Annotated in this window: 23 protein-coding genes and 1 other RNA gene; 8 read left to right on the top strand and 16 right to left on the bottom strand. The window is 42.9% G+C overall.

What is annotated here, in order from left to right; genetic code table 11:
- Positions 1-146 precede the first annotated feature (146 nt).
- Complete coding sequence (gene rpsT / locus FTV18_RS04855; RefSeq protein ID WP_004786139.1) at positions 147-416, top strand: 30S ribosomal protein S20; 270 nt, start codon at positions 147-149, stop codon at positions 414-416.
- A 140-nt stretch (positions 417-556) separates the two neighbouring features.
- Here rpsT and FTV18_RS15680 read toward each other — a convergent pair whose 3' ends face one another.
- The 3 genes from FTV18_RS15680 to FTV18_RS04865 form a co-directional block, all read right to left on the bottom strand.
- Positions 557-679: a hypothetical protein gene (locus FTV18_RS15680; RefSeq protein ID WP_004786141.1), complete on the bottom strand. Its 123-nt coding sequence runs from the start codon at positions 677-679 to the stop codon at positions 557-559.
- 121 nt (positions 680-800) lie between these two features.
- Complete coding sequence (locus FTV18_RS04860) at positions 801-1,550, bottom strand: histidine phosphatase family protein (protein ID WP_179992317.1); 750 nt, start codon at positions 1,548-1,550, stop codon at positions 801-803.
- Positions 1,551-1,610: 60 nt separating this feature from the next.
- Positions 1,611-2,462 (bottom strand): 3'(2'),5'-bisphosphate nucleotidase CysQ, encoded by an 852-nt coding sequence (locus tag FTV18_RS04865; RefSeq protein WP_180017673.1) that lies wholly within the window; start codon positions 2,460-2,462, stop codon positions 1,611-1,613.
- A gap of 12 nt (positions 2,463-2,474) precedes the next feature.
- Between FTV18_RS04865 and FTV18_RS04870 the strand changes: the two genes are divergently transcribed.
- The 4 genes from FTV18_RS04870 to FTV18_RS04885 all read left to right on the top strand — a co-directional run bounded on the left by FTV18_RS04870 (position 2,475) and on the right by FTV18_RS04885 (position 5,473).
- Positions 2,475-3,161: an HAD hydrolase-like protein gene (locus FTV18_RS04870; protein WP_004786146.1), complete on the top strand. Its 687-nt coding sequence runs from the start codon at positions 2,475-2,477 to the stop codon at positions 3,159-3,161.
- On the top strand, positions 3,154-3,594 hold the full coding sequence (locus tag FTV18_RS04875) for an RNA-binding S4 domain-containing protein (protein WP_004786147.1): 441 nt from the start codon (positions 3,154-3,156) through the stop codon (positions 3,592-3,594). The genes FTV18_RS04870 and FTV18_RS04875 overlap by 8 nt, the downstream gene beginning before the upstream one ends.
- Positions 3,595-3,739: 145 nt before the next feature.
- Complete coding sequence (gene recA, locus FTV18_RS04880; protein ID WP_004786150.1) at positions 3,740-4,783, top strand: recombinase RecA; 1,044 nt, start codon at positions 3,740-3,742, stop codon at positions 4,781-4,783.
- A 75-nt stretch (positions 4,784-4,858) separates the two neighbouring features.
- Positions 4,859-5,473 (top strand): regulatory protein RecX, encoded by a 615-nt coding sequence (locus FTV18_RS04885; protein ID WP_180017671.1) that lies wholly within the window; start codon positions 4,859-4,861, stop codon positions 5,471-5,473.
- A 299-nt stretch (positions 5,474-5,772) separates the two neighbouring features.
- Here the strand turns inward: FTV18_RS04885 and ffs are convergent.
- An RNA gene (ffs, locus tag FTV18_RS04890) (signal recognition particle sRNA small type) lies at positions 5,773-5,869 on the bottom strand.
- 295 nt (positions 5,870-6,164) lie between these two features.
- Between ffs and FTV18_RS04895 the strand changes: the two genes are divergently transcribed.
- On the top strand, positions 6,165-6,968 hold the full coding sequence (locus FTV18_RS04895; RefSeq protein WP_180017668.1) for a YbgF trimerization domain-containing protein: 804 nt from the start codon (positions 6,165-6,167) through the stop codon (positions 6,966-6,968).
- Positions 6,969-7,036: 68 nt separating this feature from the next.
- On the opposite strand, the gene lpxA is transcribed toward FTV18_RS04895, so the two are convergent.
- The 12 genes from lpxA to rimO all read right to left on the bottom strand — a co-directional run bounded on the left by lpxA (position 7,037) and on the right by rimO (position 19,400).
- Positions 7,037-7,825 carry an acyl-ACP--UDP-N-acetylglucosamine O-acyltransferase gene (lpxA, locus tag FTV18_RS04900; protein WP_004786156.1) on the bottom strand — a complete coding sequence of 263 codons (789 nt, stop codon included), beginning with the start codon at positions 7,823-7,825 and terminating at the stop codon, positions 7,037-7,039.
- Positions 7,822-8,307: a 3-hydroxyacyl-ACP dehydratase FabZ gene (fabZ, locus tag FTV18_RS04905; RefSeq protein ID WP_171064833.1), complete on the bottom strand. Its 486-nt coding sequence runs from the start codon at positions 8,305-8,307 to the stop codon at positions 7,822-7,824. Before fabZ ends, lpxA begins: the two co-directional genes overlap by 4 nt.
- A 5-nt stretch (positions 8,308-8,312) precedes the next feature.
- The gene (gene lpxD, locus FTV18_RS04910) at positions 8,313-9,383 is read right to left on the bottom strand and encodes a UDP-3-O-(3-hydroxymyristoyl)glucosamine N-acyltransferase (RefSeq protein ID WP_180033303.1); all 1,071 of its coding nucleotides are present in this window, start codon (positions 9,381-9,383) and stop codon (positions 8,313-8,315) included.
- 3 nt (positions 9,384-9,386) lie between these two features.
- On the bottom strand, positions 9,387-9,878 hold the full coding sequence (locus tag FTV18_RS04915; RefSeq protein ID WP_218945543.1) for an OmpH family outer membrane protein: 492 nt from the start codon (positions 9,876-9,878) through the stop codon (positions 9,387-9,389).
- Positions 9,879-9,958: 80 nt separating this feature from the next.
- Positions 9,959-12,463: an outer membrane protein assembly factor BamA gene (gene bamA, locus FTV18_RS04920; protein WP_180017662.1), complete on the bottom strand. Its 2,505-nt coding sequence runs from the start codon at positions 12,461-12,463 to the stop codon at positions 9,959-9,961.
- Positions 12,464-12,501: 38 nt separating this feature from the next.
- A complete protein-coding gene (rseP, locus tag FTV18_RS04925; RefSeq protein WP_034702634.1) occupies positions 12,502-13,857 on the bottom strand; it encodes an RIP metalloprotease RseP in 1,356 nt (451 codons plus the stop codon).
- 3 nt (positions 13,858-13,860) lie between these two features.
- Positions 13,861-15,057 carry a 1-deoxy-D-xylulose-5-phosphate reductoisomerase gene (gene ispC, locus FTV18_RS04930; protein WP_180017660.1) on the bottom strand — a complete coding sequence of 399 codons (1,197 nt, stop codon included), beginning with the start codon at positions 15,055-15,057 and terminating at the stop codon, positions 13,861-13,863.
- Positions 15,058-15,882, bottom strand: a complete 825-nt coding sequence (locus FTV18_RS04935) for a phosphatidate cytidylyltransferase (protein WP_034702638.1) — start codon at positions 15,880-15,882, stop codon at positions 15,058-15,060.
- Positions 15,883-15,887: 5 nt separating this feature from the next.
- The gene (gene uppS, locus FTV18_RS04940) at positions 15,888-16,640 is read right to left on the bottom strand and encodes a polyprenyl diphosphate synthase (protein ID WP_179992307.1); all 753 of its coding nucleotides are present in this window, start codon (positions 16,638-16,640) and stop codon (positions 15,888-15,890) included.
- A 7-nt stretch (positions 16,641-16,647) separates the two neighbouring features.
- Positions 16,648-17,202 (bottom strand): ribosome recycling factor, encoded by a 555-nt coding sequence (gene frr, locus FTV18_RS04945; protein WP_005235283.1) that lies wholly within the window; start codon positions 17,200-17,202, stop codon positions 16,648-16,650.
- A 79-nt stretch (positions 17,203-17,281) separates the two neighbouring features.
- Positions 17,282-18,010, bottom strand: a complete 729-nt coding sequence (gene pyrH / locus FTV18_RS04950; protein ID WP_004786170.1) for a UMP kinase — start codon at positions 18,008-18,010, stop codon at positions 17,282-17,284.
- Between the two features lie 46 nt (positions 18,011-18,056).
- Positions 18,057-19,400, bottom strand: a complete 1,344-nt coding sequence (gene rimO / locus FTV18_RS04955; RefSeq protein ID WP_004786172.1) for a 30S ribosomal protein S12 methylthiotransferase RimO — start codon at positions 19,398-19,400, stop codon at positions 18,057-18,059.
- A gap of 350 nt (positions 19,401-19,750) precedes the next feature.
- On the opposite strand from rimO, the gene glnL reads away from it, so the two are divergent.
- Complete coding sequence (glnL, locus tag FTV18_RS04960; RefSeq protein ID WP_180017658.1) at positions 19,751-20,860, top strand: nitrogen regulation protein NR(II); 1,110 nt, start codon at positions 19,751-19,753, stop codon at positions 20,858-20,860.
- Positions 20,847-22,328 (top strand): nitrogen regulation protein NR(I), encoded by a 1,482-nt coding sequence (gene glnG / locus FTV18_RS04965; RefSeq protein ID WP_005235270.1) that lies wholly within the window; start codon positions 20,847-20,849, stop codon positions 22,326-22,328. Before glnL ends, glnG begins: the two co-directional genes overlap by 14 nt.
- The last annotated feature ends 24 nt before the right edge of the window (positions 22,329-22,352 follow it).

Here is a 22,352-nt window from a genome sequence, read left to right on the forward strand (position 1 = left end):
TGTTGTCAAAGCATGTCAAGACTTGACTTAAGCCCATAGTTTCCTCAAAATATGGCACTTGTTTACGGGCTGGTGATAGTTCTTCTGATGTGGTTTTCAGTTGAGTTTCAGCCCGCCCAGACCAATCTATTTCAAGGAGTGCACGAGTGGCAAACTCTGCTCAAGCAAAAAAACGTGCTCGTCAAAACGTTAAAGCACGCAAACACAACGCAAGCTTGCGTTCTATGGTTCGTACATATCTTAAACGTACAGTAGCTGCTATTGCTGCTGGCGACTATGCTGTTGCTACTGAAGCTTACAAAAAAGCTGTTCCAGTAATCGACCGTATGGCTGACAAAGGTATCATCCATAAAAATAAAGCAGCTCGTCATAAGAGCCGTTTGAACGCGCAAGTTAAAGCATTAGCTTCTAACTAATCGCAAATCAAAAGAAGCCCTTTTAGGGCTTTTTTTGTGCCTGAAATTTAATACCAATTCAACAATAAAGAATGATGAATACCAGAATTTTTTCCAATCCTAGTTATAGAAATCTTTTACTTAAATAAAAATAGAATACATTATTCATCCTTATCCATAGAATGAGGTGTTGTGGTCTGATCTTGCTGCGCATTGTCTGTATCACGCTGACAGGCAGTTAATCCCAGCATAACGACCAGACTTAAAATTGTGATTATTTTCATGATGACTCCTATGCTTCCAAAATTGGTTTAAATATCAGCATAGTGATATTTCATCGTTACTCTATTTCACTTTCATACGATAAATGTAAAAAAGCTCAACCTAAATGATTGAGCCTTTGAATTATTTATTTACCTTTAATTCGGCATTCTGAAATTGGGAAATATCCAGCTCATGCACTTTGCCACGCCAGATCCATTTTAGTTTAGATTCCTCAAATACATCGCCTTCAAACCAGACAAACAGACCTTCCATCATTTTCGGCCAGTCTTCACGACTGACTTCCTGATGCCCAGACATCACTGCAATCATAGCTGCCAGAATGGTGTCATGACTGACCGCCAGACTGAGTCCATACAGCGTTTTCGGATGAGTGTTGTAAATTAATTCCAGTACATCCACTACGCCATTAATGGGATGTTTCATTCCGGGCAAGGCATTATTGACGAAGCTATTGATAAAGCCCAATGCCCCCTGTTTTTTGAAATATGGCCCTGCTTTTTGAATATCCAGTACAAAGCTGCCTGGCTCAACCAGCAAACCCTGTTCAACGATTTCAATCTTATGGGTATGCGGTGCTTTATCCGTTGCATCTGCCCCCTCGATCATCAATGCTGCGGTATCTACACAGCGCTGAATCGGACTCGATATACAATGCTGGATATGCCGATCTGTCTGATTGACCAGATAAGCGCCCCATTCCTGCGCCAGATCACGTCCTTGCGGCGTCAACTGCAAATCATAACCTGCCAGTCCCTGACCAGCGACATCTTCACGCAGAGAATGCCGCGTAAACAGAGTCACAGGTGTCTTGGTATCAGGCAATAAATCTATTGCACTGAGCATACTTGGTGGAAGCAGTTTTAATGCCACAATCTTGCCAACTGATCTATCAACGGAATCTTCCTCACTATACCATGAACGGCTATGAGCTCAATCATTGTCTTGCATGTCTGCCAGTGCCCGTAAAGCCAGTGCTTTCATTGCTTCATTCTTATAGGCGATAAACCCGCCATTCAGTAAGGTCTTGCGCTGATTGTAGATGAATGGCCGACCTTCCAGATCAACCAACCCTCCGCCAATCCGCTCGAGCATGCATTGACCGGCACTGGTATCCCACTCAGAGGTTGGATGGAAACGAGGATAAATATCTACCCGGTCTTCAAGGATCATGCAGAATTTATAGGCACTTCCTGCCTTGAACTCGGTGTACGCGCCAAGTTTAGCCAGGCTTTGCAGATACTCGATATATTTTGGCTTCTGCTGACTGCTCTGACTCAGACCGACAAAGACATCCTGATGATCGGTAGCTGACTCATAGCCAAACCATGCCTGATTCTGAATATCGTATTTAATCGGCAAGCCTTCTTCAGGACAGAAATAAATTAGCTGCTGCGCAGGAACCGCCAGAATCGCAAAGGTAGTCAGACTGCCTCTGACCAGACTCAAGTTAATAGTGAATTCTGGGCGCTGATGCAAAAACTCTTTAGTGCCATCCAGAGGATCAAGTAACCAGAAATCTGTCCAGGCATGACGCTGATCCTGCTGCCCCTCTTCTGACAATAAAGGCAATTCTGAGATTTCCGCTAAAGCTTGGGTTAAATAACTATTCACCCGATAGTCTGCCTGGGTCACAGGAGAATCATCACTTTTCTTGACAATATCAAACGCAGCACCTGAACAATAACGCTGATATTCTTCTCGCAAAATTTCACAGGCCTGTGTCAAAATGGGCACAAACTGCAAAATCATCGGATCTTGTGGTGCTATTGTCGCTTTAAACATAGAAAACCTTATATGTCGAATTGCTCAGAAAAACCGCCTGTCATTTTTGATATGGACGGAACTTTACTTGATCTTGCCTACGATGATTTCATCTGGAACGAGTTATTACCGGTCCGTTATGCTGAAACACATGGCTGTAGTCTGGAACAGAGCCGCGAAACGCTTTATGCATTCTATCAGCAACATAATCATACCCTAAACTGGTACTCTTCTCGCTTCTGGACGGCTAAAGTCGAAGTCGATGTTCTGGCCATGCAAATTGAGCATAAAGATAAAGTTAGCTTACGCCCTTATTGCCTGGAATTACTCGATTATCTTAAAAATAATGGCTATCCGATCTGGCTTGCCACCAATGCCGACTGTGCAGGACTCGCCTTCAAACTGGATCATCTGAATCTCAAAGATTATTTCAATGTCATTGTCAGCTCGGAAAGCATTGGACATGCCAAGGAATTTGTAGAATTCTGGCAAGGTCTGAATGCTTTGCACCCCTTTGATCCTGAGCAGGTCTATTTTATTGATGATACCGAAAAAGTCCTGAATGGCGCCAAGGCTTATGGCATCCAGAACCTGTTCTGCATCCAGCAACCTTCTTCCAGTAAAGTTGCACGCCAGACTTGCAATTACCCGATGCTGCACCAATTAACAGATTTAATCACTCATTTAAATCAGTCTGAGGTAAACAAGCAATATGCGTAAATCGTCTTTACCCGAAGATGCGGTAGGCATGCGTATAGATAAATGGCTGTGGGCGGCACGTTTTTTTAAAACCCGTTCCATTGCCAAGAATGCTATTGAGGGCGGTAAAGTCCATCATAATGGTGAGCGTGTAAAAGTATCTCGCGAAGTCCGTGTGGGTATGGAGTTGACGATTCAGCAAGGTATCGACAAAAAAACCGTAGTTGTAAAAGAACTTTCTGATGTTCGTGGTCCTGCACCTGTGGCACAGAAACTGTATGAAGAAACTGAAGTCAGTATCGCTCGCCGGGAATTGATTGCATCACAAAGAAAGTTGCATAATCTAGCGCGTCCCGATCATCGGCCAAGCAAAAAAGATCGTCGAGACATCAGTCGATTCAAGAATGAAAATAGTCAGAACTTTGATCAACATTGGTCATATAATGATGATTAAATTCAAGCGTCAGCATGTGTCGTAACACTGCTGGATTTTATAGAACACAAGGGAAATTTCTGTCACTATATTCCTGTGGAACGAAGCTCTAATGTAAGACATCCACTTGAGTACTAAGTTTGTGACATCGTATTGAGGTTGTAAGATGGATGAGAATAAAAACAAGGCGCTCAATGCTGCCTTAAGCCAGATTGAAAAACAGTTTGGTAAAAACACAGTGATGCGTCTTGGTGACAATACCGTGCAAGCAGTTGAAGCTGTATCTACAGGCTCTTTAACGCTTGATATTGCACTCGGTATTGGTGGTTTACCGAAAGGCCGTATTATCGAGATTTATGGTCCTGAATCTTCAGGTAAGACCACAATGACATTGCAAGCGATTGCTGAATGTCAAAAAGCTGGCGGTACATGTGCATTCATCGATGCCGAGCACGCGCTTGATCCTCAATATGCCCGTAAACTCGGTGTAGATATTGATAACCTGCTGGTTTCTCAACCAGACAACGGTGAACAGGCACTTGAAATCGCTGACATGCTGGTACGTTCTGGTGCGATTGACCTGATCGTAGTCGACTCTGTTGCTGCATTGACGCCTCGTGCCGAGATTGAAGGCGAAATGGGTGACTCACATATGGGGCTGCAAGCACGTTTGATGAGCCAGGCACTGCGTAAAATTACCGGTAATGCCAAGCGTTCAAACTGTATGGTGATTTTCATTAACCAGATCCGTATGAAGATTGGTGTAATGTTCGGTAGCCCGGAAACCACAACTGGTGGTAATGCACTTAAATTCTACGCTTCTGTACGTCTGGATATTCGCCGTATCGGTCAGGTGAAAGAAGGCGACGAGATTGTAGGTTCTGAAACCAAAGTCAAAGTTGTGAAAAACAAAATGGCACCTCCATTCAGAGAAGCTCTGTTCCAGATTCTGTATGGTAAAGGTGTTAACCATCTTGGTGAACTGATTGATCTTGCAGTACAGCAAGAAATCGTTCAAAAAGCGGGTGCATGGTATTCATATCAAGGCGACAAGATTGGCCAAGGTAAGAACAATACCATCCGTTATCTTGAAGAACACAAAGAACTGGCGGATACTATTGAAAAACTGATCCGTGAGCAACTGCTTACTACAGGCAAAGTAGTCGAAGATAAAGACGAAGAAGAACCAGCAGACTTTCTGGATGCATAATCCTTAAACGTTATAACAGAGCGCCCTACGGGGCGTTTTTGTTATTATGGAATAGATATTTTAATCGAGATCAATATGTCAGACGCAAAATTCAGCAAACTTTTGGACTATGATGCGATTAAACAGCAGTTTGGTGATGCTGAAGATTCAGTCACTCCTGCACCTGTTAAGTCACAGGCTTTGCCAGAATTTGATCCGGAAGACAGCTTATTTGGTAACTCCGATAAAGAGCAGAATAAACCCGGTCTAACTGGCACCCGTTTGCGTTCTTATGCCTTTGCTGTATTGACTCGCAAAGAATACTCCAAAGCTGAACTCATTGAGAAACTGGCGCTTTATGCAGAAGATCGCAATGAAGTGGTCACTTTGGTGGAAGAGCTATCTAGAGAAAACTATCAAAGTGATCAACGTGTCGCTGAAATCATGTTGTCGAGCCAAAAGCGTAAAGGCAAAGGTCCCAATCAGATTAAAATGAAGCTGAAAAGCAAAAAAATTGATACTGCCCTGATCAGTGAAGAACTCAAAGAAACGGACTGGGTACAACAGGCTTATGAACTGAAACTTAGAAAATATGGTCCAGAAGTGACGAAAGATCCAAAACTTAAAGCTAAACAGATCCGTTTTCTGATGTATCGCGGTTTTGAAATGGATGCGATCATGAAAGCGATTAGCCGCAAGGCCGAAGATTAGTTCTTTTGTATTTGTGAAAATTACGCTTAGGCTATTTTTTATTTTCTTCTTTGCCATCCTGCTTAAATAGTTTCCCTTATTACAACTAATCCCAAACAACAAAAAGCTTTCAAAAGCTCAAATTAAGATAGTCTATTTTCATAATTGAATTTCAATATTCCAAACAATATAAACATCCACGAAAGCAGCTCTGGATAGAAATCTGAAAGTAAATATTAAAGGAATGAAATACAATAAAAATTAAGATTGAAAAATAAAGAGAGAATAGAGAAATTTTATAATTATAAATCTGGTGGCAACCCTACCAGCAAAGCTCCGGCACATCATAGATCTACTACCGTTGCTACCTTCCGGTCCTGGCGGGGTTCATAGAGTACAATTGCGAAGTAACCGGCAGGGCTACCATTACAGGAACAGAGTATAGAGATTTTTATTGAAGTTGCAAGGGCTGTATTTCAAATTTTCAGCATATGCTATCCGTTTGATTATTTTAAAAACAATATGCTCCAATATGTTGGTTTTTTAATATTCTTCACAATTAATTCATGAATATCGAAATTCACATGATCTTTGTAAAACCTTGTTGCAATTTCTAAAAATGCCGTTTTAAATGTGAAGCTATAAACGAGTTATCTCTTTTAGAATAAATGAGCTGCGGATACATAATCTCGCCAAGAATCATGGAACTTATATGATGTTTAAGAAACAGGTATTGTGTGCCCTCACTGCACTCTGTACAACCTCTCTTTTTGCTGCGATTCCTATCGAATCACGTGGACTCAGCCAAGGTGCTCAATCAAATAATATCAGCACTCAATCTGCCATTGCTACAGGCGCAGATGCACCTCAGACCAATACCAGCTGGCAGCTTATGCAAAAAAACCAGCAGCTTGAAAATGATCTACGCAGTTTACGTGGAAAAATCGAAGAACAAGAAAATGAGATCGAGAGATTAAAGAGCGAATTAACCAACCGCTATGCCGATCTGGATCAACGTCTTGAACTGTTGCAGCAAAAAATTGAACCTGCTGAAGATACCTCCGCGGAGGATAACCAACAGGATATTTCTCCCAGTTTAAGCTCTAATGCTCCAGTAGCCACTCATCAGGCATCCACAACGCAACAGCCGAGTGAGCAGGAAAAAGCGGCTTATACCATTGCACTGGATGCCTATAAAAATGGTGGTGCAGCTAAAGCTATTGCACCCATGCAGAATTTTATCAAGAATAATCCGAATAGTGTCTATATCAGCAATGCTCACTTCTGGTTAGCCGAATTTAACCTGTCCATTGACCCACCGAATTTTAATGAAGCAAAGAAGAATTATCTGATTGTGGTTGACCGCTATCCAAATTCTGCAAAAGCCTCTACTGCCCTTTATCAGCTTTATAATATTAGTAAGGATGTAGAAAAGAACACTACTCTTGCTTCGCAATATAAAGCGAAACTACTCAAGAACTATCCGAAAGCTGAAGAAGTTAAATTTTTTAAGTAAATAAAAAGTCCCATAAAAAAAGACACCACGAAGGTGTCTTTTTTTAATTCTACTTTCATTTCTTTAGCTTAGCGCACGATGCCACGCTTGGATTGTTCGAGTGAATCAATCAGACGTTGTGCTTCAGAAACTTCTGGAAGAATCTCGTTACGGATTTTCTCAATAGCTTCCTGAGTCGTTAAGCCAGATTTGTAAATCAGCTTAAAGGATTCACGTAAACCGTTAATTACGTCTTTCGACCAGCCTTTACGACGCATGCCTTCAACATTCATGGCAAATGCATGGGCCGGGTTACCCGATACCATCACATAGGCAGGAACATCTTTCAGAATCAGTGAAGCACCACCAATCATGCTGTAAGAGTCAATTTTACAGAACTGGTGAATACCTGAGTTACCACCAATCACGACATAATCGCCTACGTGTACGTGACCCGCTACACCGACATTATTTGCGAAAATATTATGATCACCAACCATACAGTCATGTGCAATATGGGTATTTACCATTAACAGGTTATGACTGCCAATCTTGGTAATACCTTTGTCTTGCACCGTACCACGGTGCAGACTGCAGTGTTCACGGATCTTGTTATAATCACCAATTTCCAGCCAGGTTTCCTCACCTGCATATTTCAGATCCTGGCAGACTTCACCGACACTGGCAAACTGAAAAATTTCATTATGTTCACCAATACGTGTGAAACCACCCACCACGACATGTGAATGCAGTTTGGTACCAGCACCAATCGTGACATTTGGCCCAATAATACAGTAAGGGCCAATCTGTACATCTGCAGCAATTACTGCAGATGCGTCAATGATGGCAGTTGGATGAATTAGGGGATTATTGCTCATGCCTGCTCGACTTTCAGATGGGAAACCATAATTTCCGCGGTTGTTGCGACAATGCCATCTACTGTGGCAATGCAATTATATTTATAAATGCCACGTTTTTGCATCACTAATTCAGATTTAAGTACTAATTGGTCACCAGCAACCACTTGTTTTTTAAATCGAACCTTTTCAGCGCCAGCAAAAAGGAATAATGAACCTTCTTTTGGAGTTTCATTATTCATGACAAAACCAAGAATACCTGAGATCTGTGCTAATGCCTCTACAATCAATACGCCTGGCATGATTGGATAGTTCGGAAAATGGCCTTGCAGAAACTCTTCATTAATTGAGACGTTTTTATAACCAACAATGCCATTTTCGGTAATATCAACAACGCGATCTACCAGCAGAAATGGATAGCGATGGGGCAAATATTCACGAATCTTTTGAATATTCATTGGCAATTCAGGCTTCGTGAATGTAGGCAAATTCGACTCTGTCATCATAATTATTTACGCAACTTAAATGTTGATTCAATGGACTCAATTTGAGATTGCATATGATCCAATCGTTTCACTAACTGGGTCAATGGCACATCTGCTAATTGTCTTAAGCGAACCACTGTGCGTTTCCATTGCTGATTTGGCAACAATCCCATGCCTGAAGAATAAGTACCTTCTTCAGTAATGTTATTTGTCACCATTGACATTCCTGTCAAGGTCACATTATCGGTAATATGTAGGTGTCCTGCTACCCCACAAGCCCCCGCGAGAATACAGTTTTTGCCAATCGTGGTACTGCCAGCAATCCCGCATTTGGCTGCGATCGCAGTGTTTTCACCAATCTTGACGTTATGGGCAATTTGCACAAGATTATCAATAATGACACCTTGTTCCAGAATTGTGTCATCCAGTGCACCCCGGTCAATACTACAGTTTGAACCGATCCGGACATCATCTGCAATACAGACTGAACCCAACTGGGCAATTCGATGCCATTTCCCTTGATAAGGTGCAAACCCAAAACCTTCACTACCAATTACGGTATTGGCATGGATCCGAACACGATTACCGATTTTTGTAGCACCTGTTAAAGTCACATGTGCATCAATAAAACAGTCCCGACCAATTTCAACCTGGTCGTCGATCTGAACGTGTGACTGGATAATCGTATTTTCACCCACCACACAATTCTCACCAATAACGGCATAGTGGCCAATATAGGCACTGTCAGCAATGATGGCAGATGGATGAATTTGTGCGGTACTTTCAATTCCCTGAATCGTATGTTTTTTCTCAAAAACGTGAGTCAGAATTGCAAAAGCCAGATAAGGATTGGCTACGACAATGAAGTTCTGCTGGGAAGTTAGCTGCTCTTTTAATTCAGCAGTCACAATTAAAGCGCCCGCCTTACTCTGAGCTGCCTGTTCGAGATATTTATCTGCATTGACAAATGCAAGGTCATGAGAGGTTGCATTTTCAAGACTTGCCAAACCTCTCAAACATAAATCTGCCTGACCTACATACTCACCTTGTACAAGACGAGCGAGGTCAGCTAACTGAAGTTTTTGATGATTCATCGATTATTTAATTGCATTAACCTTTTGAATCATTTTATCAGTTAAATCATACTTCGCGTCATAAGCAAGTACGGAATTTTTATTTAAAACCACATCTAGCTTGTTTTCTTGGCGCAATTGTTCAGCAGCACGCTTCAGATTTCCTTCAAAAGCTTTATTCACACTTTGCATGCGCGTTTGCACGGTTGCCTGTACCTGTTGCTGCACACCTGCCAGTTGAGTCGCTTTGCCTTCAAATTCTTTGGCTATTTTTTCACGTTCTGCCTGTGTTTTTGCAGCCTGACCTTTTTGCTTGATTGCAGTAAGGTCTTTTTGAAACTGTGCAATCTGTGCAGTTTGCGGCTTGATTTCATTTTCCAGAGTGGCATTTTGCTGCTTTAAATAAGTACTGTTTTGTACCACTTTTTCCAGATCAACGATTCCGTAATCATCGGCATGTGACAATGAAGTTAAACCCGCTAAAGCAATACCCATTGCCATCATCATTTTTTTCATGTTTTTACCCATTCAAAAAATTTTGCTCACAAAACCTGATGGCTTCATGAGCAAAATTTGTATTTAAGATCAAAATCTTCTTAGAAAGTACGCCCAATTTCGAACTGAACATTTTGAGTTTCATCACCGTCTTTATCATTCAACGGGTATGCATAGCTCAGTGATAATGGACCAATCATGGTAATCCAGGTGAAACCAGCACCTACGCTATAACGCATATTGCCTGCATCGAAACCAAAGTTATCTTTACAGTACTGTTTACCACTAATCGAGCTGCCATTCACGAAAATATTATCATTAGATACATCACACTGAGTATCAAATACTTGAGCACCTTCAGCAAAGAGTACCGGACGAACCTGACGCGCCCAATCTCCCTTAAATGGAACAGGCAGAACTAACTCAGTACCAAACTGAACTAAAGCATTACCGCCCACTTCTTCTGGGGATGGATCAGTTCGGCCGATGTCAGAGAAATATACGCCTGGATATTTAGGACCTAAGGTACTGTTTTCATAACCACGTACCGAACCATAACCACCGGCATAGAAGTTCTTATAGAAAGGCAGATCATTACCATAGCCTAAACGGCCATAACCACGCAGAACAAAGTCTTTGCCTAATGGGAAGAAAGCCTGTGCGTCATAGGTGAGCTTTTGATATTCCACATCACTACCTGGCAAGGCAATTTCTGCATTGACACGATGTGACATACCTGTAGTCGGGAACATTGGACGGTTCAAGGTATTATAAGACCAGCCCAGATTCAGGTTATAGGTCAAGAAATCGCCTTTAAACTCTTGACCATATGAAATAGTATCAAGTGGAGCACCATTTGCATCTACACAGTTGCCTGTTGCAGATTCAACCTGACCTGGACAGAAGTCACCACGCTTGGTTTCTTTACCACCATTACGTTCCAAATAGTCAGCCACATATGTAGATACATATGGCCCTGTGGTCACTTCAGTCTGGTCTATATTCAGACCCAGGCTTACACTCTGGTTCTCATCAATTGGATAACCAAAGTTAATACCACCACCCAAGCTGTCTGTAACATAGTTATTTACGTTATAGTCATCATCCAGCTTTGTTTTACGGTAGTAAAGATTATAACCGCGACGTACACCATCAATCGTGAAGTACGGATCCATTACACTCAAGTTATAATAATCTTGAGTTTCAGAACGTGACAGATCAATCGAAACACTATTCCCTGTGCCCAGGAAGTTAGTTTGACTTAGACCAGCCTGGAATGTTACACCACCACTTTGCGAGAAACCAACAGCTAGAGTACTGGTACCTGAATGCTGCTCTTCAACTGCCACATTCAAATCAATTTGATCTGGTGATCCTGGAATACGAACAGGTTTGATATCAACTGTTTTAAAGAAACCAGTACGTTCTAAACGTACTTTAGACAGGTCAATCTTCTCATTGCTTGCCAGCGCACTTTCCATCTGGCGCATTTCGCGACGCAATACTTCATCGGCAGTTTTAGAATTACCTGTGAAGTTGATCCGACGTACAGTCACTTGTTGACCCGGATTAATATAGTAGTTCAGGTCAACTTGTTTAGTTTCATTATTAATTTGAGGTACAACATTTACTTCAGCATAATAATAACCAGCATTACCATATTTACGTAGCAATAGCTGCTTGACCGCATTCACTCGTTCCTGAGAATAGGTATCACCTTCTTTATACAACTGCAAAGCTTGTAGCTCTTCAGGTTTATAAAGCGCATCGCCTAGGAATTTGGTTTGTCCAAACTTAAACTGTTCGCCTTCATTCACTGAAACTTCAATAAAGACATTCTTTTTATCTTCACTCAGATTCAGACTTGAATTGGTAATATTGAAGTTGATGTAACCGCGGTTCAGATACATCGCACGTAAAGCTTCCAAACTCGCAGCCATTTTTTCACGTGCATAACGGTCATTACGCGAAATGACCGAGCTCCAGCCACTTTCTTTAACAGCGAATGCCTGTTTGATATCTGATTCTTTAAAGACAGTATTACCGATAATATTGATATCAAAAACTTTAGCGGCTTTACCTTCAACAAAATCAATCAGCACTTCAACGCGGTTATTTGGTCGCGGTGTCGTTGTTACCGTAATATCAGCATCATAACGACCTTGCTGCATATATTGCTGTTCCAGCTCGGTTTCGACTGTTTGCAGTGCAGATTTCTTCAGCACCTCACCTTCAGCCAGACCCATTTTTTTCAGGCCTTCTTCCAGTGCTTCCTTTGGAATCAGCTTATTGCCTTTCAGCTCAATTTTCGAAATTATCGGACGTTCTACGACCTGGAATACCAAGGTATTGCCCTGTTGAACGGCTTTGATGTCATCAAATAGTCCAGATGCATACAGGCTACGAATCGCATTGGCAATGATCGGATCATTCACCCGATCACCACTGTTGATTGGCACCAAGCCGTACACATTTTCTGGAGTTAAACGTACCAATCCATCAAATTTTATATCTTGTACAATGAAGTCTTCTGCCGCATATACTTGTTGTGCTACTGCCATTGCACTAACGAGTGCCAAAGGCATAAATAAATGTGTGTGCTGCATGCCAGTCTTTTCCGCTGTTAATTATTCCATTTACGTTATTATAAACGCATAAAGTCATTAAATAATGCCAAAAGCATCATACTGCCGAGCAGTACCATACCAATTTTTAATCCAACCAATTGTATTTGTTCAGAAACAGGTTTACCACGAATTAATTCGATAAAATAATAAACCAGATGTCCGCCATCAAGCATTGGGATTGGCAATAAGTTTAATATCCCTAAACTTACACTCATTAGCGCCATAAAGGAAATAAAAGTTTCCCAACCCATTTCCGCGCTTTGTCCCGCCACTTTGGCAATGGTAATCGGGCCTGAAAGATTATCCAGACCAATCAGACCACGTACCATTTTGACGATCGAGTTCAGAATCATTGAAGACAGATGTGCTGTCTTGTCAAAGGCCATCACCATCGCCTCAACAGGCGTATAGTGAATCGTCTGTTTATATTCAGCAGGAATTGTCACCTTACCCGGATCGCTTTGCACTCCGAGCATACCGGTTACATTCCCCATATTGTCACGTTTGCCTTGCGGCATGACCTGAAGATGCACGACCTGATTACCACGTAATACATCTATCTTAAGTAATTTTTCTGGTGATGCCTGTACCACTTGTACCACATCGAACCAGTCTTTCATCTGTACACCATCAATCGCCAGAATCTTGTCACCTTCTTTAAGACCCTGACGAATGGCTGCACCATCTTCACTCAGTTTGCTCACCACAGCCGGAATTTCCGGACGATATGGCAAGAAACCTAATGTATCAAGAGGTGACTGACTTTGATCTTTAAGAAAGTCCTGAATTGGTAACTGGAATATCTTGTTTTCACCCGCACGGTCCGCCTGAATCGAGACCACACCAGTTTCACCCACACGATCCACCAAGGCATAACTCAGTTTTTCCCAAGTTTCGACTTGTGTACCATCTACAGCGACAATCTTGTCACCAGGCTGCATCTGTACAGTGGCTGCAGGTGTGTTTGGTAAGACCTTACCTACACGAGTATTCAGCTGTTCTTGTGCAGGTAAAAAAAGTACCCAAAACAGGACAACGGCTAAAAGCAGGTTAATGAGAGGACCCGCAGCAACGATGGCAATACGTTTCCAGGGATGCTGACGGTTAAAGGCTTTAGGCAAGTCTTCTTCTGCCACACTGCCTTCACGCTCGTCCAGCATTTTGACATAGCCACCCAAAGGCAAAGCTGAAAGCTGATATTGGATACCGGATTTTTTGGAAGTCCATTTTAGGAGGGTTGGCCCAAAGCCAATGGAATAGACCAGTACTTTAACGCCCAGTTTACGTGCCACAATGTAGTGACCAAACTCGTGAATCGCAATTAAGGGACCGAGTAATAGGATTGCGGCTGCAATAATAAACAAGGCGTTCATGTCTTAACTTCCTTTATTCACAACATATTGCTGTGATAAACCTCGTGCTGTGTGATCTGCATGCAGGATAGTATCCAGATCGTGTGCTGGTTGATTGTCCATCTGGTTCAGGACAGTTTCAACCACCTGAGGAATTTGGGTAAATCTGATTTGCTGATTTAAAAATGCAGCAACTGCAATTTCATTGGCCGCATTCAAAATTGTAGGCGCAATTCCACCACTCTTCATGGCTTGACGCGCTAATTTCAGTGCCGGAAAACGAACCACATCCGGTTCCTGGAAATTCAGTTGTGAATGCTTAAACAAATCCAGAGCCGGGATATGGGTACTGATCCGTTGTGGCCATGCCAAAGCATGTGCAATTGGCGTGCCCATATCCGGGTTGCCCATTTGTGCCAATGTTGACCCGTCCACATATTGCACCATGGAATGAATAATACTCTGTGGATGCACAACAACTGTAACAAATTGTTCTTGAACTGCAAACAAATGACACGCTTCGATAAGTTCCAGTCCCTTATTCATTAAAGTAGCGGAATCTACGGAAATCTTTTGCCCCATTGACCAGTTAGGATGTTTGCAGGCTTGAGCAGGTGTCACATCATGCAATTGTTCAAGCGAATGGTTCAGGAATGGACCGCCAGAAGCAGTCAGTAAAATCTGATGAACACCGAGCTTAGGTTGACCATTACGTTCGGCATCAAAGTAGTTTTGAGGCAGGCACTGGAAAATTGCATTATGTTCAGAGTCGACAGGCAATAATAATGCACCATAATCTCGCGCGGCTTGCATCATGATGTCGCCGGACATGACCAAGGCTTCTTTATTGGCCAACAGGACACGCTTACCCGCTTTGACTGCAGCCAATGTAGGAAGCAGGCCTGCCGCCCCGACTATTGCTGCCATCACAATATCAACATCAGCATGCTCTGCGACTGAAATTAAGCCCGCTTCATCCTGAAGAATTTCGATATCTGATAAGCCCTGCACTTGTAGCAACTGAGAAAGCTCATCGACCTTATTTGCAGGCACTACAGCCACTTTAGGACGGTACTGCCGACAGATTTCTGCCAGCTCAGTAATACGACTTTGCGCTGTCACAGCGAAAACCGAGTAAGCTTCAGGATGTTGCTGCAAAATTTTTAAAGTACTTTGACCAATTGAACCTGTAGCACCCAGTATACAAACAGCTTGTGACATTTATAAATCTACGCCAATAAGTTTTAAAACATATATGCCTGTTGCAAAGATAGGAGCTGCAGCAAGCAAAGAATCAATACGATCTAGTACACCACCATGACCCGGCAAAATACGGCCCGAATCCTTGATTCCAGCACGACGCTTAATCATGGATTCAAACAAATCACCTAGCACTGAACTAAACACGGTAATAACAGAAAGGATCAGGAACAGACATAGCTCTGGCCAGGTCATATCCAGATAAAGTGAAGCGACGACAACCACGATGAGCATGGAGGTAAGAATACCGCCGTATAGACCTTCTACCGACTTGTTTGGGCTGACATTTGGTGCGAGTTTTTTCTTGCCGAATTTGCGTCCAACAAAGTAAGCGCCACTGTCTGCACCCCATACCAGCAGAAACAGGTACATCAACCACCATGGGGAGTTTAGCCAAACCGAGAAGATTGCTGTAACAGCAGCAGAAACCAGTACAATCCCGATGCCGTGCAAGCTGACATTGTACCAGCCATCATAATCAGGATAGGTTTTAACCCAGTAGATACTCAGCAACCAGGTCAGGATAGATGCCGACCATAATAATAAGGCCACATCCCAATAGTATAAAGCCAGTGCAGATAAGGCTGCAGTCAGTAGACCATAACCCCACGCCACTGGCTTGATTACATTTTTACATTTTCGCGGCATGAGTTTAAACCACTCATAGCCTGCCACCCCGGCAGCCACAACCATCAATGCGAACATTGGATATTGTGATTTGGTCGCAAACATACAGCTCAGTACGACTGCGACCAGCACCAATGCGGTTATAATCCGCTCAAACATGTGTATTAATTCTCAAGTCTTTCTTGAAGAATCTGCTCTGATGTTTTACCAAAACGACGTTCGCGCCCGCCAAATACAGCAAGTGCGTCATCGAATTCCTCTACGGTAAATTCTGGCCATAAGGTCTCAGTAAAATACAGCTCTGCATATGCTGCCTGCCAGAGCAGGAAATTGGACAGGCGGAAATCTCCACCGGTACGAATCAGCAGATCAACAGGCGGCAAGTCACTCAAACTGACATATTGACCGAACACATCAGTATCAATTGCTTCAAGATCTAATTTATTTGTTAAAACATCCGCAGCAATCTGCTTTGCAGCTTGTGCCATGTCCCACATTCCACCATAGCTGATTGCAATGGTAAGCGTCATACTATCGAAATTAGCAGTCCTTTGTTCTGCTTGCAACATCAATGCTTGCAGTTCAGGAGATAAACGCGACCGATCACCAATAAAACGTAAAGCAATATTAAATTTTTGCATACGTGGCAACTGTTCATGAATCGTGTCTTCCAACAACTTCATGAGCAGGTCGACCTCATATTGGGGACGGTTCCAGTTTTCGCTGGAGAATGCAAAGACCGTTAAAGCCTGGATATTTCTTTTTCTACAATGTTCAACAATCGGGTCTAGAACCGTTTTTCCTTCACGGTGTCCATCGCCTTTCTGCATCTGATTTTTTTTGGCAAAACGATTGTTGCCATCCATGATGATGGCAACATGTTTTGGAAGACGGGAATTTTCTTCAGAAGCGGTCATTGATGAATTAGACCTTCATCAATTCAGCTTCTTTCGCAGCCAAGCGTTTGTCTACTTCAGCAACAAATTTGTCTGTGATTTTCTGAATTTCGTCAGATGCACGACGTTCATCATCTTCAGAAATTTCTTTTTCTTTCAACAATGCTTTGATGTCACCCAATACATCACGACGGATATTACGGATCGCAACTTTGGCATTTTCAGCTTCGTTACGTGCAACTTTCTGCATGTCACGACGGGTTTCTTCAGTTAGTGCAGCCATCGGTACACGGATCGCATCAGCAGTAATCGGGTTCAAACCAAGATCAGACTCACGGATCGCCTTATCAATCGCAGCAACCATTGAACGTTCAAATGGTTGAACCAGCAATGTACGTGAATCTTCCACGCCTACGTTTGCAACCTGATTCAATGGCACATCAGAGCCGTAGTAAGGAACCATGACGCCGTTCAAAATTGATGGATGCGCACGTCCGGTACGAACTTTAGCGAAACCATGTTCTAACGAGTCAAGAGACTTGTTCATACGCTCTTCTGCGTCTTTTTTAAGATCGTTAATCATATGATCTTCCTTACTTAATTCTTAAAAGATGTATTTACTAAATTAGGAGGTAGTATAAAGGGCTTTGTAGCTCACGTCATTAATTGGTGACGTGAGTTCCTTCTTTTTCACCCATCACCACTGAAAGCAATGCGCCAGATTTGTTCATGTCAAATACTTGAAGTGGCACATTGTGGTCACGACATAAGCAGATCGCAGTTAAATCCATGACGCCCAACTTCTCGTCCAACACCTGATCAAATGTCAATGTGTCGTATTTCACGGCATCTTCGTATTTGCTTGGATCTTTGTTGTAAACACCATCAACCTTAGTAGCTTTCAGGATCAGGTCAGATTCAATCTCGATACCACGCAAACAAGCTGCTGTATCCGTAGTAAAGAACGGATTACCTGTACCCGCTACAAATACGCACACTTCACCTTGAGTCAGATGACGAATCGCATCACGGCTAGAATAAGATTCAACCACTGCACCAATCGGTAATGCAGACATCAAACGGGTTTTGATATTACGGCGTACCAAAGCATCACGTAATGCCAGACCGTTCATGACAGTTGCCAGCATACCCATCTGGTCACCGGTTACACGACCTACCAGACCATCTTTTTGCAACTGGCTACCACGGTACAGGTTACCACCGCCCACGACGATACCGACTTGTACACCCAAACCCACGAGATGCGCAATAGAAAGTGACATCTGATCGAGCACTTGTGCATCGATACCCATGTCTTTGTTCCCTGCCAGTGCTTCACCAGATAGCTTTAGCAGGATGCGACCAAATCGTGGCTTTTTAGAATCCAACATCATAAAACTCCAAATTATTTAATATAAATTCTTTTAATTCAAAATCTTAAGCAGACTTGATTGAGATCAGCTTAGCAAATAAATCATATTCATCTGCATCAGTGATTTCGACTTCAAGCAAATCCCCTGCCTTAATCACACTTTTGTCGATATCTTCAACAAAAACATTACCATCAATTTCAGGCGCATCCGCATATGAGCGTGCTACAGCAACCGGGAATTCTTCTTCTAGATCATCGACTAGCACAGTCATTTTCTGGCCAATACGTTTTTGTAGCTTCGCTGCTGAAATTTCCTGCTGAACCTGCATGAAACGTTCATAACGTTCTTGCTTGATCTCTTCCGGCACATGGTCTGGAAGATCATTCGCCGTCGCACCTTCAACTGGTGAGTAAGTAAAACAGCCAACGCGATCCAGTTGTGCTTCTTTCAGCCAGTCCAGAAGCATCTGGAAATCTTCTTCCGTTTCGCCCGGGAAACCTACCACAAATGTAGAACGGATGACCAAGTCAGGACATTTCTCACGCCAAACTTTTAAACGCTCCAGTGTATTTTCACTGTGCGCTGGACGTTTCATCAGCTTCAGGATTCTTGGGCTGGCATGCTGGAATGGAATATCCAGATAAGGCAAGATTTTGCCTTGAGCCATTAAATCAATCACAGCATCTACGTGTGGATATGGATAGACATAGTGCAGACGCACCCAGATGCCCAATTGACCCAATGCTTCACACATGTCATAGAATTTGGTTTTAACTGGCTGGCCGTTCCAGAAGTCCAGTTTGTATTTGGTGTCGACACCATAAGCAGAAGTATCCTGGGAGATCACGAGTACTTCTTTGACACCTGAACGTTTCAGTGCCGCAGCTTCTTCAAGCACAGAACCGACTGGACGGGAAACCAGATCACCACGCATGCTTGGAATGATGCAGAAGGTACAACGGTGGTTACAGCCTTCTGATATTTTCAGGTATGCATAATGTTTAGGGGTTAAACGGATACCCTGCTCAGGCACCAGATCAATAAATGGATTGTGTTTTGGCGGCTCAGGAACATACTCATGTACCGCATCCATCACTTCTTCATATGCTGCTGCACCCGTCACTTTCAGGACATTCGGGTGCATTTGGCGAATTTTATCTTCGTCTTTTCCTAGACAACCTGTTACGATAACACGACCATTCGCGCTCATCGCTTCACCGATGGCATCTAAAGACTCTTGTACTGCAGATTCAATAAAACCACAGGTATTTACTACTACTAAATCAGCACCGTCATAATCCGATGCGACATCATAACCTTCAGTCTTTAACTGAGTTAAAATTCGTTCAGAATCTACCAATGCCTTAGGACAACCTAAAGATACAAAACCGACTTTGGGGGACTTCATGAATCTGCGCTCCACTAGAATGCGCGTATTGTATGTCTTTTCGCATCATAAAAATAGTTGAAATGGCCACTCTTTGCATCACGCACTAAAATAACGCCATAAAATATTCAATATAAAAGCTTATGCACCAAAATGAATCATTTTAGGTTTACAGCCTCAATTTAATCCGTTATACCTGAGTTTGATTGGGCATCCCCGTCAGATTTCGTGCATTTTTCAGCAAAATTTTAACAAGAGTTCTAAAGTTGGCGTGCATCTTGCTTAATTTGCCTCAAATCTGAACTTTGAAATTGTTATTTTGCTTTATGAAGATGCCATTGCGCCATTTTAATACAGGAAAACCACCGCTAATGGATCAGCCTCTTTCCATCGACTATCGCCTTTTGGTGGACAACCTGACCACTGCCATTATGCTGGTTGATAGTCATCTGAATATTTATTACTTAAATACGGCCTGCGAGGCCATGTTTGATGTCAGCCTGTTACGCGCATCAGGTACGCCGGTATTGAACATACTTCAAGCGCCGACAGATGAATTCAACACTGAAGAATCACTCTATAACACGCTGTATACCGGCCAACCTTATACTCGCCGTGAGGCGACGATCATCGTCAACTTTAAAGACATTCATGTGGACTATACGGTTTCCCTGCTCAATGCGGGCAAGCCAAATCATCCTTTATTGTTGATCGAGCTGAATCAGCGTGACCGTATGCTGAAAATCTCACGTGAAGAAAACTATATCCAGCAGCATCAAGTTGCGCGCCAATTAATTCGTGGTGTTGCACATGAGATCAAGAATCCACTCGGTGGCATTCGTGGTGCAACCCAGCTTCTGGCACGTAGCCTTGAAGATCCAAAATATAAAGAGTTCACTGACATTATTATTAGTGAAGTGGATCGCCTGAGAAATCTGGCAGATAGCATGCTCGGTTCACGCCAGCTACCAAGCTATGAAATGGTCAATGTGCATGAGCCTTTAGAACGTGTCCGCTCACTGATCGTGAATCAAACTAAAAAGAAAATTAAAATTACCCGGGACTATGACCTGTCCCTACCGGAAGTTCTGGCAGATCGTGATCAGCTCATTCAGGTCATGCTAAATATCTGCGTGAATGCCGTTCAGGCGATGACAGAAAACAAGGATTTCTTTGTCGAGCATCAACCGGAACTCATTTTAAGAACCCGGATTCAGCGTCTTTATACCATTAGTGGTGTGATTCACCGATCTGTGGTTCGAATCGACATTGAAGATAATGGCCCTGGTGTTCCAGACGATATTATCGAAGCCGTGTTCTATCCACTGGTGACCAGCCGTGCCAAAGGTACCGGACTAGGTCTCAGCATTGCTCAAAATATTATGCATCAACATAACGGAATGATTGAATGCCAGTCAGTTCCAGGAAAAACCGTATTTAGCTTATTTTTACCTTGGGAGTCAGATCATGTCGCGAAATAAAATATGGGTGATTGATGACGATCGTGCCATGCGTTGGGTACTAGAAAAAACATTTAAAGAAGAAGGTTTCGACGTTACTAGTTTTGAAGAAGCCCAGTCAGCACTTGATCAGTTGGGCGTAGATGCACCTGATGTGATCCTAACCGATATCCGTATGCCAGGTATTGATGGTCTGACCTTTTTAGGCAAGGTGAAAAATACCAATCCTGATTTGCCGGTTATTATTATGACGGCGCATTCGGATCTGGAATCTGCTGTATCCAGTTATCAAACAGGTGCTTTTGAATACCTGCCAAAACCATTTGATATTGATGAAGCATTGGCACTGGTCAATCGTGCGATTTTACATATCACCAAATTACAGCAGCAAGAATCTGCCAAATCTGCACCAACCATTCAATCGACTGAGATCATTGGTGAATCGCCTGCCATGCAGGAAGTCTTCCGTGCCATTGGTCGTTTGTCTCAATCACACATTACCGTGCTGATTAATGGTGAATCCGGTACAGGTAAAGAACTGGTAGCGCATGCCCTACACCGCCATTCACCGCGTAGCAATAAACCGTTTATTGCACTGAACATGGCGGCTATTCCAAAAGACCTGATTGAGACTGAATTATTTGGTCATGAAAAAGGCGCTTTTACCGGTGCAAATACACAGCGTCAAGGCCGTTTTGAACAGGCTAACGGCGGTACGCTATTCCTGGATGAAATTGGCGACATGCCTTTTGAAACACAAACGCGTTTGTTACGTGTCCTGGCTGATGGTGAATTCTATCGTGTAGGTGGTCACATTCCGGTTAAAGTTGATGTACGCATTGTGGCTGCAACGCATCAGGACCTGGAAAAGCTGGTACATGATGGCCGCTTCCGTGAAGACTTGTATCACCGTCTAAACGTAATCCGTATTCATATACCTAAACTGGCGCATCGCTCTGAAGATATTCCAATGCTGGCACAGCACTTCCTTGCGCGTGCAGGTAAAGAACTGGGTGTAAATCCTAAAATCTTGCGTCCTGAAACTCAGGAATATATGCAGAAGCTGCCTTGGCAAGGTAACGTGCGTCAGCTTGAAAATACTTGTCGCTGGCTGACTGTGATGATTACCGGCCGTGAAGTCTATCCTGAAGATCTGCCACCTGAATTAAAACAGATTCCAATTCAGCAACAGGATCCGGGTGCTCCAATTCCGAACCTAAATCAAATTGCGCCGCATCATTGGGATGAGTTACTGGGTCAATGGGCGATCCAGAAACTGAAAAACGGCGAAATGAAGCTGTTAGATGTGGCTACACCAATGTTTGAACGCACACTCATTAATGCTGCACTACAACAAACCCGTGGTCGTAAGCGTCATGCTGCGGAGCTTTTAGGTTGGGGACGTAATACCCTCACCCGCAAGCTGAAAGAGCTCGGCATGGACAGTGCAGATGACGATGAAGTAGAAGAAGTCGAAGGCCAGGCCTGAAATTAAAAAAGCACCCTTGGGTGC

The organism is Acinetobacter sp. YH12241, from assembly GCF_013417535.1.
Lineage (GTDB): Bacteria > Pseudomonadota > Gammaproteobacteria > Pseudomonadales > Moraxellaceae > Acinetobacter.